This window comes from Mesorhizobium koreense (assembly GCF_031656215.1).
In the GTDB taxonomy this organism is placed as follows: domain Bacteria; phylum Pseudomonadota; class Alphaproteobacteria; order Rhizobiales; family Rhizobiaceae; genus Mesorhizobium_L; species Mesorhizobium_L koreense.
The window spans coordinates 1,825,885-1,842,056 of record NZ_CP134228.1; the positions used below are offsets into that span (position 1 = coordinate 1,825,885).

At 64.3% G+C, this 16,172-nt stretch carries 16 protein-coding genes; 13 read left to right on the top strand and 3 right to left on the bottom strand.

Annotated elements, in window-relative coordinates:
* Positions 1-151 precede the first annotated feature (151 nt).
* The 3 genes from RBH77_RS08730 to RBH77_RS08740 are packed head-to-tail and all read left to right on the top strand — an operon-like array spanning position 152 to position 3,964.
* Positions 152-664, top strand: a complete 513-nt coding sequence (locus tag RBH77_RS08730; protein ID WP_311031729.1) for a (2Fe-2S)-binding protein — start codon at positions 152-154, stop codon at positions 662-664.
* Complete coding sequence (locus RBH77_RS08735; RefSeq protein WP_311031730.1) at positions 661-1,719, top strand: FAD binding domain-containing protein; 1,059 nt, start codon at positions 661-663, stop codon at positions 1,717-1,719. Before RBH77_RS08730 ends, RBH77_RS08735 begins: the two co-directional genes overlap by 4 nt.
* The gene (locus RBH77_RS08740; protein ID WP_311031731.1) at positions 1,709-3,964 is read left to right on the top strand and encodes a xanthine dehydrogenase family protein molybdopterin-binding subunit; all 2,256 of its coding nucleotides are present in this window, start codon (positions 1,709-1,711) and stop codon (positions 3,962-3,964) included. The genes RBH77_RS08735 and RBH77_RS08740 overlap by 11 nt, the downstream gene beginning before the upstream one ends.
* Before the next feature lie 27 nt (positions 3,965-3,991).
* Here RBH77_RS08740 and RBH77_RS08745 read toward each other — a convergent pair whose 3' ends face one another.
* Entirely contained in the window at positions 3,992-4,573 is a 582-nt protein-coding gene (locus tag RBH77_RS08745) for a hypothetical protein (protein ID WP_311031732.1), read from the bottom strand.
* A 216-nt stretch (positions 4,574-4,789) separates the two neighbouring features.
* On the opposite strand from RBH77_RS08745, the gene RBH77_RS08750 reads away from it, so the two are divergent.
* Genes RBH77_RS08750 through RBH77_RS08775 form a run of 6 tightly spaced genes read left to right on the top strand, consistent with a single transcriptional unit; the run spans position 4,790 to position 10,025 of the window.
* Positions 4,790-6,088, top strand: coding sequence for an ABC transporter substrate-binding protein (locus RBH77_RS08750; RefSeq protein WP_311031733.1), 1,299 nt, complete (start codon positions 4,790-4,792; stop codon positions 6,086-6,088).
* 53 nt (positions 6,089-6,141) lie between these two features.
* Entirely contained in the window at positions 6,142-6,858 is a 717-nt protein-coding gene (locus tag RBH77_RS08755) for an ABC transporter ATP-binding protein (RefSeq protein ID WP_311031734.1), read from the top strand.
* Complete coding sequence (locus RBH77_RS08760) at positions 6,855-7,562, top strand: ABC transporter ATP-binding protein (RefSeq protein ID WP_311031735.1); 708 nt, start codon at positions 6,855-6,857, stop codon at positions 7,560-7,562. The genes RBH77_RS08755 and RBH77_RS08760 overlap by 4 nt, the downstream gene beginning before the upstream one ends.
* Positions 7,563-7,566: 4 nt before the next feature.
* Positions 7,567-8,433: a branched-chain amino acid ABC transporter permease gene (locus RBH77_RS08765; RefSeq protein ID WP_311031736.1), complete on the top strand. Its 867-nt coding sequence runs from the start codon at positions 7,567-7,569 to the stop codon at positions 8,431-8,433.
* 11 nt (positions 8,434-8,444) lie between these two features.
* Positions 8,445-9,473 carry a branched-chain amino acid ABC transporter permease gene (locus tag RBH77_RS08770; RefSeq protein ID WP_311031737.1) on the top strand — a complete coding sequence of 343 codons (1,029 nt, stop codon included), beginning with the start codon at positions 8,445-8,447 and terminating at the stop codon, positions 9,471-9,473.
* Between the two features lie 18 nt (positions 9,474-9,491).
* A complete protein-coding gene (locus tag RBH77_RS08775) occupies positions 9,492-10,025 on the top strand; it encodes a 2,4'-dihydroxyacetophenone dioxygenase family protein (protein ID WP_311031738.1) in 534 nt (177 codons plus the stop codon).
* Between the two features lie 13 nt (positions 10,026-10,038).
* On the opposite strand, the gene RBH77_RS08780 is transcribed toward RBH77_RS08775, so the two are convergent.
* Positions 10,039-10,797: an SDR family NAD(P)-dependent oxidoreductase gene (locus tag RBH77_RS08780; protein ID WP_311031739.1), complete on the bottom strand. Its 759-nt coding sequence runs from the start codon at positions 10,795-10,797 to the stop codon at positions 10,039-10,041.
* A 135-nt stretch (positions 10,798-10,932) separates the two neighbouring features.
* Between RBH77_RS08780 and RBH77_RS08785 the strand changes: the two genes are divergently transcribed.
* Entirely contained in the window at positions 10,933-11,520 is a 588-nt protein-coding gene (locus RBH77_RS08785) for a hypothetical protein (RefSeq protein ID WP_311031740.1), read from the top strand.
* Between the two features lie 84 nt (positions 11,521-11,604).
* Positions 11,605-13,062, top strand: a complete 1,458-nt coding sequence (gene xylB / locus RBH77_RS08790; protein WP_311031741.1) for a xylulokinase — start codon at positions 11,605-11,607, stop codon at positions 13,060-13,062.
* A gap of 27 nt (positions 13,063-13,089) precedes the next feature.
* On the opposite strand, the gene RBH77_RS08795 is transcribed toward xylB, so the two are convergent.
* A complete protein-coding gene (locus tag RBH77_RS08795; protein ID WP_311031742.1) occupies positions 13,090-14,133 on the bottom strand; it encodes a purine-nucleoside phosphorylase in 1,044 nt (347 codons plus the stop codon).
* Between the two features lie 280 nt (positions 14,134-14,413).
* Here RBH77_RS08795 and RBH77_RS08800 point away from each other — a divergent pair, with 280 nt between their 5' ends.
* On the top strand, positions 14,414-14,647 hold the full coding sequence (locus tag RBH77_RS08800; protein ID WP_311031743.1) for a hypothetical protein: 234 nt from the start codon (positions 14,414-14,416) through the stop codon (positions 14,645-14,647).
* A 194-nt stretch (positions 14,648-14,841) separates the two neighbouring features.
* Positions 14,842-16,167: a xylose isomerase gene (gene xylA, locus RBH77_RS08805; protein ID WP_311031744.1), complete on the top strand. Its 1,326-nt coding sequence runs from the start codon at positions 14,842-14,844 to the stop codon at positions 16,165-16,167.
* Positions 16,168-16,172: the final 5 nt, after the last annotated feature.

Below are 16,172 nucleotides of genomic sequence, written 5' to 3' on the forward strand. Positions count from 1 at the left end.
GTATAAATAGCAGTATCGGGGAAACGCATAAAGGCACGCATCCCCGTCAGGGCCGGCGAAGGCTCGTTTCTGATTCTTCCTCGCGCTCGTTCCCCTCGTCGCCAACCGGCGGCTTCGATCCATACAACACTAGCACTGAATGGAGTACATTATGTCATTCTCCATCAGCCTCGCCATCAATGGCCAGCCGCTTGACATCGCGCTCGACGATCCGCGCGTGACCTTGCTCGACCTCTTGCGCGAACGGCTTTTCCTGACAGGCACCAAGAAGGGGTGCGATCGCGGCCAGTGCGGCGCCTGCACGGTGCTCGTCGATGGGCGGCGCATCAATTCATGTCTCGCGCTTGCCGCCAGCCTCGACGGGGCAGAGATCACCACCATCGAGGGCCTTGCCCAGGGCGAGACGCTGCATCCGGTGCAGGCCGCCTTCATCGCGCATGACGGTTTCCAGTGCGGCTATTGCACGCCGGGCCAGATCATGAGCGCCGTCGGCCTCATCGCGGAAGGCCATGCCGGCGATGACCCCGAGCGCGTCCGTGAATTGATGAGCGGCAATATCTGCCGCTGCGCCGCCTATAAGGGCATCACCGAAGCGGTTCTGGAAGCCCAGAAGGCAATTGCCGACAAGAGCGGTGCGGAAGGCAATCGGAGGGACGCGGCATGAACCGTTTCGATTATGTGCGGCCGGCCAGCGTGGCTGAGGCCATCGCGGCTGCGTCCGACCCGGGATCGGCCTATCTGGGGGCTGGCACCAATCTTCTCGACCTGATGAAGGTCGGTGTGGCAAGGCCCGGCCGCGTCATCGACATCACGCGGCTGCCCGGCCTCGACCAAATCGAGTGGCTGCCGGATGGCGGCGTGCGCATCGGCGCGATGGTCCGCAATTCCGACCTCGCCTATGACGAGCGCTTCGCGCGCACTTTCCCTTCCATCGCTGAAGCATTGCTTTCCGGCGCTTCGGCACAGCTTCGCAACGCGGCGACGGTCGGCGGCAATCTGATGCAGCATACGCGCTGCGCCTATTTCCACGACCTTCAAAGTGCCTGCAACCGCCGTGTACCTGGATCGGGCTGCGATGCGCTTGAAGGCGAAAACCGCCTGCATGCCGTGCTCGGCTGGAGCGAGCACTGCATCGCCACACACCCTTCGGATTTCTGCGTGCCGCTGGTGGCGCTCGATGCGGTGGTCGAGGTGGAGGGCCCGCACGGTGCCCGCGAGATCGATATCGACAGGCTGCACGCACTGCCCGGGGCCACGCCGGAGCAGGAAACGACGCTGGCGCCCGGCGAACTGATCGTCGCGCTCAGGCTTCCGGCGGATGCGGCGGCTTTCTCGCGCAACGCGCGTTATCTCAAGCTGCGCGAGCGCACCTCCTATGCCTTTGCCGTGGTGTCGGCGGCAGCCATGCTGGAAGTCGAGGGCGGCACGATCCTGAGGGCGCGGGTGGCGCTCGGTGGTGTCGCCGCGAAGCCGTGGCGGGCGCGTGAGGTGGAGGTTTTGCTGGAACGCGCGGAGCCCACCGCCGAAGCCTTCGCCAAAGCGGCTGAACTTGCGCTCGCCGAGGCGCGTCCGTCCGGCGACAACGCCTTCAAGATTGAACTTGCGCGCCGCATCGTCACGCGCGCGCTCACGCTTGCATCGGAGGGAACGCCGGAAGCCATGCCAGCGCTGCCGGCCTCGCCCTTTTCCACGAAAATCGGAGCGAACCATGTCGCCTGAGACCGCATCCTCTCCCCTTTATGTCCGTCACGGCTCCAATGCCGGCCAGCCGCTGACGCGCCGCGACGGCGTGCTCAAAGTCACCGGCCGCGCCACCTATGCGGCCGACAACCACCCTGAAGGCATGCTCTATGCTGTGGCGGCCGGCAGCCGCATCGCGCGCGGGCGGGTCGTCTCGCTCGACGTCGCCGCGGCAAAAGCGCATCCCGGCGTGGTAGAGGTGCTGACGCCGGAAAATCGGCCGCCGCTTGCCCACGATCCCGACGAGAAGATGCCGCCTTTCGGCTTTCGCGTGGAGGTGCTGCAGGACGATACGGTACGTTATGTCAACCAGCCGATTGCGCTGGTGGTCGCGGAGACTCTGGAAGCGGCGACGGAGGGCGCGGCCCTGCTCGACCCGCAGTATGAGGTCGAAAGCGCGAAAACGGGGCTGGATAACGGCGAACGTTTCCATCCCGAGCTGGTTGGCATTGGGGTGCCGTCAAGAACCGTGCATGGCGATATCGAGGCCGGTTTCGTAGCCGCTGCCCACACCACGGAAGCCGCCTACGCCACGCCGTCGCAGTACCACAACGCTATGGAACCGCACGCGGTCGTGGCGGAATGGGACGGCGATCGTGTGACGATCGATATGCCCAACCAGGCGATGGCGCTCAGCGCCGCCTCCTATGCGGCCTATTTCGGCATCCCGGTCGAGAATGTCCTGATCCGCTCGCCCTTTCTCGGCGGCGGCTTCGGTTCGAAGGCCATACTCAACGGGCCGCAGCTTCTGACGATCCTCGCCGCGCGGATGCTCAAGCGTCCGGTCAAGCTGGCGCTGGCGCGAAACCAGATGTTCGGACCCGTTGGACATCGCGGGGCGACCTGGCAGACGTTGCGCATCGGCACGGACAGCAAAGGGCATCTCACCGCGCTTTATCATCACGCGCTTGCCGAGACTTCCGTTTTCGACGATTTCATCGAGGCGGCCGGCAATGTGTCGTTGCCGCTCTATTCGGCTTCCGCCATCCTTGTCGAACACGAAGGCCTGCGGCTCAACGTGGGGACGCCCGGTCCAATGCGCGCGCCGGGCGCGGCGTCCGGATCGGCGGTACTCGAGGCGGCGATGGACGAGGCCGCAGAGGCCTGCGGCATGGATCCGCTCGAATTCCGTCTCGCCAACTATGCCGAGACGGAGCCGGGCACCGGCCGGCCCTTTTCGTCAAAGGCGCTGCGCGAATGCTATGCGGAAGGAGCCAAACGCTTCGGCTGGTCCGGCCGGCCGCTCGAACCGCGCCGCATGCGCGACGAGAACGGTTTCCTCGTCGGCTGGGGCATGGGCACCGCCTTCTTCCACTGCCCGCACTTCCCGGCCGAGGCACGCGCCACCTTGCGCGCCGACGGCACGGCGCTCGTGGAGACCGCCGGGGCGGATATGGGGCAGGGAGCATGGACGGCGCTCGCCCAGATCGGCGCTGAAGCGCTCGGTCTCGATCCCGACCGGGTCGAGATCCATTCCGGCCTCTCCAGCCTGCCGGACGGCGGCGTGGCAGGTGGATCGGCCCACACCGCAAGTGCCGGGCTGGCGCTCCACAATGCCGGCGAGGACGCGATCGCAAAACTTGCGGAACTCGCCACCGCCGACCACGCATCGCCGCTCTTCGGCGCCGGCAATATCGGTGTGGTGGCGCGGGGCGGTCGGCTTTACCGAGTGGACGACGAAGCGCGCGGCGAAAGCTATGCCGATATCCTGAAACGTGCAGGGCGCCGCGAAGTGGTCGGCACGGCCAAGACGGCACGCGATCCGGCCGTCGCCACGGACTATGCGATGTTCTCGCATGGCGCCGTCTTCGCCGAGGTGAAGGTCGATCCCGAACTCGGTCAGGTGCGGGTGTCGCGGCTGGTCGGGGCCTTCGCGGCCGGTCGGATCATCAACCCCCGGCTGGTGCGCAGCCAGTATTACGGCGGCATGATCTGGGGCATATCGTTCGCGCTGCACGAGGAGGCGGTCACCGACAAAAGGACCGGTCGCATCATGAATGCCGACCTTGCCGGCTATCACGTGCCGGTCAACGCGGACGTGCCCTCGGTCGAGGCGATCCTGATCCCGGAGGATGACGCGCACGTCAATCCGCTTGGCATCAAGGGGGTGGGAGAGATCGCCATCACCGGCACGGTGGGTGCGATCACCAATGCGGTCTGGCATGCGACAGGCGTGCGCGTCCGCCGCTTTCCGATCCATATCGAGGATCTGCTCGTCGGTTGAACGGGCGAGGGCCTTGCCCCTGCTCGATCATACGCCGGTGACCAGCTTCGCCATGACCACGATGATGGCCACCTGCATGACGCCCTGGCTCGCCACGACATAGTAGAAGCGGCTCATCATGCGGCCGATCTTCGGGCCGTCTGGCTGCGGCTTCTGCAACTCGAAGCAGACGCGCAGGCTCGTCGGCAGGAGATAGCCAAGCCCCTGGATCGTCATCAGCGTGACCAGCACCAGCGCTGCGGCGATCCAGCCGAATTGGGGCCAGGGCAGTTCTGTGAAGCCGAGCTCGACGGCGAGGAACCAGCCCGCCGTCCCGGCGATGACCGAGAGCGTCGGCATGAGGAACAGCGTCACCGGCGTAAGCCGCGTGATGATTTCCTTGCGAACCGGGACGGCGACGCTTCGGATGATCGGGCCGATGACGAAGCCCATGAACAGGTCGATACCGGTCCATAGCACCCCGCTCATGACATGGACCCAGTTGAGGAACCAGATATTGCCGTAGACGATAGCGGCGATCATCACCAGAAGTGCGGCCGCCACATACCATAGGTAATGCCACCGGATCAGGCTTTGTTGTCCGCCCGGTATTCCTTCGATTGCCGCCATGATCCCGCCCCTTGCCGCCCAAAACGGGAGGGGAGGATACGCCCGCGCCTCCTTCCAGCCAATCCAAATCGACAGGACGGATGCCTGATCGGGTCCCGCCTCCTTTCGGGTGGCTGTGATCCATGTCGAAGCCGGCTTGCCGACGCGATAGTTTTGTATCAAACTATCTCGGCGGGCGAGGAGCGATCCTTGCCGGATCGTTATCGGGAGGAACAGATGACGTCGATGAAAGGACTGGGGACAAAAGGTCTGGGGCGGCGTGCCGTCCTCAAGGGCATGGCGGCCGCCGGTGCCGCCGGCGCGGTAAGCTTCGGCGGGTTGCGGCCGGCTTTTTCCGCGCCGAAGACCATCAAGATCGGACTGGTGATGCCGAAGACGGGCCCGCTCGCGTTCTTCTGCGAGCATATCCCCTTCGTGCTCGAACAGGTGAAGAAGGCAACCGGTGGAAACCTCGAAGTCGGCGGAACGCAGCATCCGCTGGAGATCGTGATCCGCGACAGCCAGTCGAACCCCAACCGGGCCGCGGAGGTGACGCAGGACCTGATCCTCAACGAGGGCGTCAATCTCATCGCCACCTTCGCAACGCCGGAAACGGTCAACCCGGTTTCCGACCAGTGCGAACTGAACGGCGTTCCCTGCGTGTCGAACGACGCGCCGCTCGAACCCTATTTCTTCGGCCGTCACGGCGACCCGAAGAAGGGGTTCGAGTGGACCTATCACTTCTTCTTCAGTGGCGAAGAACTGGTCAACTGCCTGGTTCCCTTCTGGAACCGGCTCGATACCAACAAGAAGATCGGCGGGCTGTGGCCGAACGACGGCGACGGCATCGCGCAGTCGAAGGGCTTCCCGCCGGTGATGGAGAAGGCCGGCTACACCGTCACCGATCCGGGCCGCTTCGACATGCCGGCCAGCAACTACAATGCCCAGATCGGCGCCTTCAAGGCAGCCGGCTGCGATATCGTCTCGGGCGTGGTGCCGCCGCCGGAGATGACCACCTTCTGGAACGGCTGCGCCCAGCAGGGCTACAAGCCGAAGGCCGTCTATATGGGCAAGGCGCTCGAATTTCCGGCGGGAATAGCGCCGCTCGGCGCGCGCGCCGAGGGCCTTACGACGGAGGTGTGGTGGTCGCCCTTCCATCCCTACTCCTCGTCCATGAACGGGCAGACCTCGAAGGAACTCGCCGATGCTTACGAGGCCGAGAGCGGGCGCCAATGGTCGCAGCCGCTCGGTTTCCGGCATTCGCTCTTCGAGGTTGCGCTCGACACGCTGAAGCGCGCCCAGGACCTCGACAGTCCCGAATCCATTCGCGACGCGTTGAAGGCGACGAAGTTAAAGACGATCGTCGGGCCGATCGATTTCACCACGGGCCCGCTTCCCAACTGCTCGCTGACACCGCTCGTCATGGCGCAATGGCGCAAGGGGAAGAAATACCCCTTCGACATCGTCATCGTCGACAATTCGAAATTCCCGGAGATTCCCGTCGGCGGCAAGCCGGAGCCGATACCCTACGCATAGAGCGGCGCAGCACCGCCACAGGAAGCCAAAAGCCACCGCTGGAACCGGACGGAATGCTGGAACTGATCGGTCTGTCCCTTCAATTCGGTGCGCTCAGGGTGCTCGACGGGCTCGACCTTACCGTCGAGCGCGGCGAGGTGCTCGGCGTGCTCGGGCCGAACGGCGCTGGCAAGACGACGCTCTTCAACGTCATCGTCGGCGTGCACAGGCCGAACGCCGGGCGCGTCCTCTTCGAGGGACGCGACCTCGGCGCGATGCGCATGTGGCACCGCTGCCGGGCCGGTATCGGCCGCACCTTCCAGGTGCCGCGGCCCTTCTCCGATATGACGGTCTTCGACAATGTACTGACATCGGCCGTGCATGGCGGCCGCCTTTCGCTCGCCGAGGGACGCCGGCAGGCGGAGGAAGCGCTTGTCGGCGCAGGGCTTTCGCACCGCATCGGCCAGCGCGCCGGCGACCTACCTCTGCTCGATCTGAAGCGGCTGGAACTTGCCAAGGCGATCGCCTGCCGCCCGCGCCTTCTCCTGCTCGACGAGATCGCCGGAGGGCTGACCGACCGGGAATGCGAAGTGCTGCTTGCCATCTTGCGGTCGCTCGGCGAGCGCGGCATCACCATCGTGTGGATCGAGCACGTCGTGCGGGCGCTGCGTGGGGTGGCCAGCCGGCTTGCCGTGCTGCATGGCGGCAGGATCATCGCGACCGGAGCGCCGGACGATGTCCTTGCCGACCCGCGCGTGCACGAGGTCTATCTCGGGAACGCGGTGGCATGAACGGCACGCCGCTCCTGTCTGTCGAGGCCCTCTCGGTCTTCTATGGGCACTTCCGCGCGCTGAGCGATATCGACCTTTCCGTCGGGGCTGGCGAGATCGTCTCGATCATCGGCGCCAACGGAGCGGGCAAGTCGTCGCTGATGAAGGCGATCGTCGGCCAGGCCGACCGGATCGAGGGGCGTATCCGGCTCGAGGGCGCCGATCTCTCGGGCCGCAATACGGCGGAGATTGCCAAGGCCGGCGTCGCGCTCGTGCCGGAAGGGAGACGGCTTTTCTCCTCGTTGACGGTCGAGGAGAATCTGCGGATCGGACGGGAAGTCGGGCGCGAAGGCGATATCGGCTTCGCGGATGTCTATCGCATGTTCCCGGTATTGAAGGAGCGGCGGCGCCAGTTAGCGCGGCAGCTTTCGGGCGGCCAGCAACAGATGGTCGCCGTCGGCCGCGCACTGCTCGCCAACCCGAAGCTGTTGCTTTGCGACGAGATCAGCCTCGGCCTCGCTCCGGTCATCATCGGCGACCTCTACGAGATGCTGCCGAAAATCCGCGAGCGCGGCATCGGTATCCTCGTGGTCGAGCAGGACATCAGCCGCTCGCTCGCTGTCGCCGACCGCTTCTATTGCCTGCTGGAAGGCCGCGTAAACTTGAGCGGCCGGCCGGCGGAAACCAGCCGCGATGTCGTTGCCAGCCACTATTTCGGGGAGTAGCGCAATGCTGGGTGGCTGGCTCAATCAGATCGTGCAGGGCGTACTCCTCGGTGGGCTCTACGCAACCTTCGCCATGGGCCTGTCGCTGTCGGTCGGCATCATGCGCTTCGTCAACATCGCTCATGGCGACTTGATCGTGCTCGTCTCCTTCCTCATCCTGACGCTCACGACGACGCTCGGGCTTTCTCCACTTCTCGCGGTGCTCGTCACCTTGCCGATCACCTTTTTGGGCGGCTACCTGCTGCAGCGGCTTCTCCTGCAGCGCGTGCTCGGCAAGGGCGTGCTGCCGATCATCCTCGTCACCTTCGGTCTTTCGATCATCATCCAGAACGGGCTTCTGGGAACTTTCGGCGCGGACACGCGCAAGGTAGCCGGCGGTTCTTTCGAGACGGCGACGCTGGTGCTCGGCGGCGGCATCAATGTCGGGCTCCTGCCGCTGGCGATCTTTCTTTCGGCGATCGCCATGGTGATCGTTCTCGACTTCGTACTCTACCGGACGCGGCTCGGCGCCCGCATCCGCGCCGTCTCCGACGATGTGGCCGCAGCCGATCTGGTCGGACTACCGTCCGCGCGCATCTACGCCACCGCAATGGGGATCGTCGGCGTCACCATCGCGATATCGGCGGGCTTCATGTCCATCTGGACGAATTTCGACCCGACCAGCGGACCGAGCCGGCTACTGGTCGCATTCGAGGCGGTGGTGCTTGGCGGGCTCGGCAGCCTGTGGGGCACGCTTGTCGGCGGCATCATCATCGGCGTCGCGCAGGCGATCGGCGCGCAGGTCGACGCCGCGTGGCAACTGCTCGCCGGGCACCTCGTCTTCCTCGCCATCTTCATGCTCAGGCCCGAGGGCCTGTTCCCGAAATATTGAGGGCGGGTGGGATGAAGACATCCGCAGGAACATATGCGATCTGGGGCGGACGCCTCGCCATATTTGCAGGGGCGGCAGTCCTCGCCGTCGCGCCGCTGGTCTTCCGCGTCACCGATGTCGCGCTCCTGACCGAATTCCTGTCGCTGTTGACGATCGCCATCATGTGGAACCTCGTCGCCGGCTATGCCGATATCGTCTCTGTCGGCCAGCACGCCTTTGTCGGCGTCGGCGCCTATGCCTTTTTCGGCTTCGCGGTCATCGCGCATGTCAACCCGTTCCTGGCCATTGCCCTGGCGGCGCTGGTGGCGTTCCTGTTTGCAATCCCGGTGATGGCGATCATCTTCCGCTTGCGCGCCGCCTATCTTGCCGTCGGAAGCTGGGTGGTCGCGGAGACGCTGATGCTGGCGGCGGGGAAGCTCTCCGCCTTCGGCGGCGGGTCGGGGGTGAGTATGCCGGTATCGGTCGTGCGCGTCTTCGGCGTGCACCCGGCGGAGCGCTATGCGACGATCTACTGGATCGCCTTCGCGGTCGCCGCGCTTGCGCTCGCCTCGACCTGGCTTCTCATGCGCTCGCGCATCGGGCTAGGGCTCACCGCTATTCGCGACGACGAAGAGGGTGCCGGCGTCGTCGGCGTCAATCTTTCCGGCCTGCGCATCCTCTGCTTCCTCTGGGCGGCGCCGTTTCTCGGTCTCGCTGGCGCCGTTATCACGCTTCAGAAATTGAGGGTGGCGCCGCCTGCCTCCTTCTCCATCATCGACTGGACGGTCTATGTGATCTTCATCGTGGTGATCGGCGGCATCGGCAGCTTCGAGGGGCCGATTATCGGCACCGTCATCTTCTTCCTGATCCGCTCTTATCTGAGCGAGATCGGCGTCTGGCACTTCATCATTCTCGGCGTGCTGTCGATCGCTGTCGTGCTGGTCGAGCCGCGCGGCCTGTGGGGGCTGGTCCGGCGCTTCCTGCCGGGGGACGTGATCCCGATCACACGGCGTCCACCGGCGCCGGTTGCCCGACAGGCGGAGAGTGTCCCGCACGCGTAATCATCGAGGAGAAGAGAGATGCCCGAAAAAGCCACAAACGAATTCTGGCGCGACCTCAAGCCGATCACGACCGTCTTCCAGCCGAACGCGCTGCCGGAAATCTACACCGCCAACGCGGCGACCGAGGACGAGCGCTACTATGTGCCGTTCACCGAGACGGTTTCGTCGCGGCCGCTCTGGATTTCGCCCAGCCAGAACAAATGGTGTGACATATTGATGGCGAAGAAAGCGGGGCTGGTGAACCGCCACTACCATCCGCATCAGGTGTTTGCCTACACGATCTCCGGCAAATGGGGCTATCTGGAGCACGATTGGACCGCGACCGCGGGCGACTTCGTCTACGAGACGCCGGGCGAAGGGCATACGCTGGTCGCCTATGAGCATGACGAGCCGATGAGGACGATTTTCGTCGTGGAAGGCCCGCTGATCTGGCTCGACGACAAGGGCGAGGCGGACGGCTATTTCGACGTCCACATGTACATCGCCATGTGCAAGGCACATTACGAGAAGGTCGGGCTAGGCGCCGGTTTGATCGACGCGATCTTGCGGTAGTCGTTCCTGGCCTTCAGGCGCTCATGCCGCCGTCGACCATCAGCGTCGTGCCGGTGGTGAAACTCGACTGGTCCGAGGCGAGATAGAGGGCGGAGCGCGCGATCTCCTCCGGTTCGGCGTGGCGGCCGAGCGGGATGATCTCGTTGAAGAATTGCGTGCCGTCGCGGCCGATGATGCTCGAAAGATCGGCCTCGACCGCTCCCTGGAAGGAATTCGCCACTGGCCCCGGATTGAGCGTGTTCACGCGGATGCGGCGCGGCGCAAGTTCTTTGGCGAGGCAGCGCATCAGCCCGACCTGCGCGTGCTTGGCGGTGATGTAACCATAGACGCCGGGATCGCCGCGCGTGCCGGCGACGCTCGACATGATGATAATGCTGCCGCCGTCCGCCATCTTCGGCACTGCGGCCTGGGCGAGCAGGAAGGCGCCCTTGACGTGGACACGGTAGACCGCGTCGAAGACCTCTTCGGGATACTCCCCGATCGGCGCGACGGTGCCGAAATTTCCCGCATTGCTGACGACCACGTCGAGCCGGCCGAAGGCCGCGATAGCTGTCTCGATCATCCGCTCGGCGTCTTCGGCGCGAGTGACGTCGCCGGCGACAGTCGCCGTTTGTTTGTTCCCGATCCCCTCACGGGCGTTGGCCAGCGCGCTTTCGTCCAAGTCCGACAGGACGAGCTTCGCGCCTTCATCGGCGAAGAGTTTTGCGACGGCGCGGCCGAGGCTGCCGGCGCCGCCGGTGATGAGACAGACCTTGCCCTGCAAAGCGCCCATTGAACGGTGTCCTCCCTGTTCGAATTTGAGATCGATACCCTCTCGACGCGTGCGGATGAAAGAGGCATTCTTTGTCCATGACGTTTCGGGTTCCCGCCCGGGCGCCTTCGTTGACCGGAACCGAGGAGCAAGGTCATGCGAAATATCCATTCTGCCGTCCTGACCATCCCGTCTTTCCCAACCATCGGTATGGCCGCGATCCTGACCGGGCTTCGGCGCGTGACGTGGGAGGATCTGTTCCGTCAATTCACGGGCCGGCGCATCATTGTGGGGATGGGCGTGCTGCTCCTGATCCTTTTTTCGTTCGGTTGGGCAACGCGCCACGATCCGTCGGAAAAGCCCTATCTCGGTGTTCTCGGCGGCGGCTTCATCTACAATTACCGAGAAGGCGAGGAGTTCTACGGCCTCACCACCATGGTCCAGAAACCGCTCGCCGAAGGCTCTATCATCGAGGTCGAGTTCGAGAATCCGGTCGGCGGGAAGCCGTTCATCGTCTCCGAGCGGGTAAGCGCGCGGACGAACCGCTACGCCTTCCACTCGCCGGACGTCCATGGCGTCGTCGCGAACAAGCCCTATCACGTGGTGATCCGCATCTATGACCGGGAAAGAAAGAAACTGATCTGGTCGACCACCCGCGACTACAAGAGCGATCTCGATGACAGCGTCGTGCCGAAGAAGCCGGTGGTCATCGGGCCCGGTTATACGCCCAACCCCGACCTCTGATCCGGCGTCGGCCATTGATCGAGAGCCGATAGCGTTCTAGGCAGGCGTCTCCGGCCGACGACGGCACGCGGAGGAGTTTGTCGCATGTATCTCGGACTCGATCTCGGCACCTCGGGCGTCAAGGCGCTGCTCATCGACGAAAGGCAGGCGATCGTCGGTTCGGCCCACGGCGAACTGGACGTATCGCGTCCGCATTCGGGCTGGTCGGAGCAGGATTCGGCCGACTGGATACGCGCCACGGAAGAAGCAGTCGGAGCGCTCAAGCAAGCGCATCCGAAGGCGCTAGCCGCCGTGAAAGGGATCGGCCTTTCGGGTCAGATGCACGGCGCGACGCTGCTCGACGCCTCCGACGCGGTCCTGAGGCCGTGCATCCTGTGGAACGATACGAGGAGCTTTGCCGAGGCGGCGGCGCTCGACGCCGATCCGCGCTTCCGCGCCGTTACCGGCAACATCGTGTTCCCCGGCTTCACCGCGCCGAAGCTCGTGTGGGTCAAAAACAACGAGCCTGAAATCTTTGCGAAAGTGAGGAAGGTGCTTTTGCCGAAGGACTATCTGCGCCTCTGGCTGACCGGCGAGCACATCTCGGAAATGTCCGACGCGAGCGGCACCGCATGGCTGGATGTCTCCGCTCGGCACTGGTCGGACGAACTGCTCGCGGCGACGGGGATGGACGAAAGCCAAATGCCTTCGCTCGTGGAAGGCACAGAAAGGGCCGGCATGCTGAAACCGGAACTGGCGGCCCGATGGGGGATCGGCGGACCGGCGGTCGTCGCCGGCGGGGCAGGGGACAACGCCGCGTCGGCTTGTGGCATGGGGACGATCGGTGAGGGGCACGCCTTCGTCTCGATCGGCACGTCGGGCGTGCTCTTCGCGGCCAACGCGGCCTATCTGCCTAACCCGGAAAGCGCGGTTCACACGTTCTGCCACGCGCTGCCGCGGACATGGCACCAGATGGGTGTCATCCTGTCGGCGACCGACTCGCTCAATTGGTTGTCCGACGTCACCGGCCGCTCGGCAGCGGAACTGACCGGCGAACTCGGTGAGGCGTTGAAGGCGCCAGGCGGCGTCACCTTCCTGCCTTACCTTTCGGGAGAGCGTACACCCTACAACGATGCGGCTATCCGCGGCGCCTTCGCAGGGCTCGGACATGAATCCGGCCGAACGGTACTGACGCAGGCTGTACTCGAGGGCGTGGCGTTCGCCTTCCGCGACTGTCTCGAAGCGCTCAGGAAGGCCGGCACGACGCTCGACCGTGTCACCGCGATCGGCGGTGGTTCGCGCTCGGCCTACTGGCTGAAGTCGATCGCCACGGCGCTCGGTCTGCCGGTCGACATCCCGGCCGAAGGCGATTTCGGCGCCGCCTTCGGGGCGGCGCGGCTCGGCCTGATCGCCGCCGAGAGCGCCGATCCCGTCGCCATCTGCACGCCGCCCGCGATCTCCCATTCGGTCGATCCCGATGGGGCGCTGACGGATGCGTATGAAGAGGCCTACCAGCGCTACCGGGCGCTTTATCCTGCCGTGAAGAAAGCAACCGCCGGATAAGACGGGTATGCGAGGCGCGGTTGCGTCTCAGTTTGCCGGCACGCCGTCCTTCCAGCTTGCCCAGTCGCTGACGATGGCGTGGGTGAGGCGGGAACCGACGAGATAGGCGTTCTCGACGGAGGGTATGAAGCCGCCCGACTGGGCGTGCAGCGACTGGTCGGGCGTCTGGCCCGGATATTCCTGGTCGAAATTCGATGCCGTGCGCAGCAGCGCCACCCGTTTCATATCGATGCGGCCCATATCGGCGCCGCGGCTCAACGCGGTGAGGGTGGCGTTGTCCTCCTGCTGGGTGGTGCAGTAATTGGCGGCGCCGTCGGTCATCAGCTTAGCCCAGTCGTTCATCGCCTTGCTCGTCAGCGAGCCGTGCCACCACGTATCGGCCGAGATGGTGTCGCAGATCGATATCGCCGGCGGCTGGTTTGCCGGCGCGTTCGGGTAGTGCGCCCGGTATTCCTTCGCCTTGTCGCCGTCCTCCAGCTTCACGTCCTTCGAGAGATCGTAGGCGCGCTGCGTCAGCTTCTCGTTCAGGTGGAAGACTTCGGTGCCGTAGTCAGGCTTCGGCTTGTCCTTCGGCGTGGGACTGAAGATGCCGAGCCGACCGGTGCTCCACTCCTTCGGGATCTGGCGGGGGTCGATGTACCATTGCAAGCCACCGTCGATGGCATAGCGCGCCCAGTGCGCGGAGCCAAGCGTGCCGTCGGCCGGATCGACGCCGGCGATGCCTGCGATCAGGATATAGGAGTGCGACAGATCCAACCGGTCGGAATGGACCAGCGCCGATATGGAACTTGCGGCATTCGCGTAGCCCATCGACGTGGTCACGAGACACAGGCCCTCCTCGTTGCAGAGCAGGTCGGGGAAGGCCTTTGAAAGACCGGGGATCTGGATCCTCGTGGTGAGCTTCTCGTTTTCTATCCAGCGCTGCGCCTCGCCCGGCGTATCGCCCGGCACTTCAAACATCGTGACGACGAGGACTTTAGGCGTGATCGCCGCCCCCTTCTCCTGCGCGGCGGCGGGAACGACCACCGGCAGGCAAGTTGCAACGACACAGGCGGCGGTGAAAAGCTTCAATTCGGTGATCCTTTTGATGTCGGGCGCGAGAAATGCCGTCTTACTGTACTGTTTCTCCCAACCGTATCAGATGTTTACGGTCGTGTTGCAAGCCTCGTCGGGACCCGACGCCCTTATCCCGCGAACCGGACCATCATCTTGCGGCCGGCGGCTTTCCACAATCGTCTTTTTGAGGTTTTCCGCATGTCGTTCACGCGGGCGGTGCGGCGAATGGCGCGCTTTTCGCGGGAACGACGAGCGGCGTTTCGCGTTTCTCTGGCATTGAACAAGGAGAACGATAATGAAGAGCATATTGATCGCTGCGATGATCGCAATCGGCGGTGTTGCCGCCGCCGGCGTGCCGGCCCAGGCGGCCAGCGTCGTTATCCGGACGGACAATGGCTGGCACCACGATCGTCGTCATAACGATCACCGTCACTGGCGGCGTCATCATGAACGCCACTGCTGGGTGAAGGTGCGCCGCTCCTGGCACCATGGCGAGCGGGTTATTCGTCGCGTGCGTGTCTGCGAATAAACTTCTGTCAAGCCGAGGCGCCGGAGATAAAGCTCCGGCGCCTTTTTCGCCCCATCTTTCTCTCAAAGCCACCGAAAGCGTTCGGGCCGGTTTCCCTGCTTGAAACCGCGCGTCCGGCCCAATAGTGTCGCGCCGCATCGCTGCTGCCGAACCGCGGCGGCATGATGAAGCCCCATAATCGAGAGGGAAGAGGCATGAGCAGCGGCTTTTTCGGCGACATCAAACCGATTAGATACGAGGGGCCGGAAAGCGAGAACCCGCTGGCCTATCGGCACTACGATGCCGACGAGATCGTCATGGGCAAGCGCATGGCGGACCATCTGCGCTTCGCTGTTGCCTACTGGCATTCCTTTACCTGGCCGGGCGGCGATCCCTTCGGCGGCCAGACCTTCGAGCGGCCATGGTTCGCCAGGCCGGGCGAGGTCGAGACGATGGAGCATGCGAAGCTCAAGGCGGACGCTGCCTTCGAGATGTTCTCGCTTTTGGGCACGCCCTATTTCTGCTTCCATGACGCCGATGTGCGTCCGGAGGGAACGACCTTTGCGGAAAGCGCTTCGCGCCTCGACGAGATAGCCGATGTGTTCGAGGCGAAGATGAAGGAAACCGGTGTCAAGCTTCTGTGGGGCACGGCGAACCTGTTCTCCCACCGCCGCTTCATGGCGGGTGCCGCAACCAATCCCGATCCTGACGTCTTCGCCTATGCCGCGGCGACAGTGAAGAAATGTATCGATGTCACCAAGCGCCTGAAAGGCGAGAACTATGTACTTTGGGGCGGGCGCGAGGGTTACGAGACGCTGCTCAATACCGATATCGGCCGCGAGACGGGACAGGCCGGGCGCTTCCTCTCCATGGTCGTCGACTACAAGCACCGCATCGGCTTCAAGGGCACGATCCTGATCGAGCCGAAACCGCAGGAGCCGACCAAGCATCAGTACGATTACGATGTCGCGACCGTCTACGGTTTCCTCAAGCGCTTTGGGCTGGAAAACGAGGTCAAGGTCAATATCGAGCAGGGCCACGCCATCCTTGCCGGCCACACCTTCGAGCACGAACTGGCGCTGGCCGCGGCGCTCGGCATATTCGGCTCCATCGACATGAACCGCAACGACTACCAGTCGGGCTGGGACACAGACCAGTTCCCCAACAATGTGCCGGAGATGGCGCTCGCCTATTATCAGGTCCTGCACGCCGGCGGCTTCAAGACCGGCGGCACGAATTTCGACGCCAAGCTCAGGCGTCAGTCGCTCGATCCGCAGGACCTGCTGATCGCGCATATCGGCGGCATGGATTGCTGCGCGCGAGGCTTGAAGGCGGCTGCGCGAATGATCGAGGACAAGGCGCTCTCCGGCCCGCTCGAGAAGCGCTATGCAGGGTGGAAATCGACTGAGGCGCAGGCGATCCTGTCGGGCAAGCGGACATTGGAAGAGGTCGCCGAACGCGTCGTGAGGGAAAAGATCGAACCTCAGCCGAAATCCGGCCGCCAGGAGCATCTGGAGAATATCGTCAACCGGTATGTGTGAGCGCA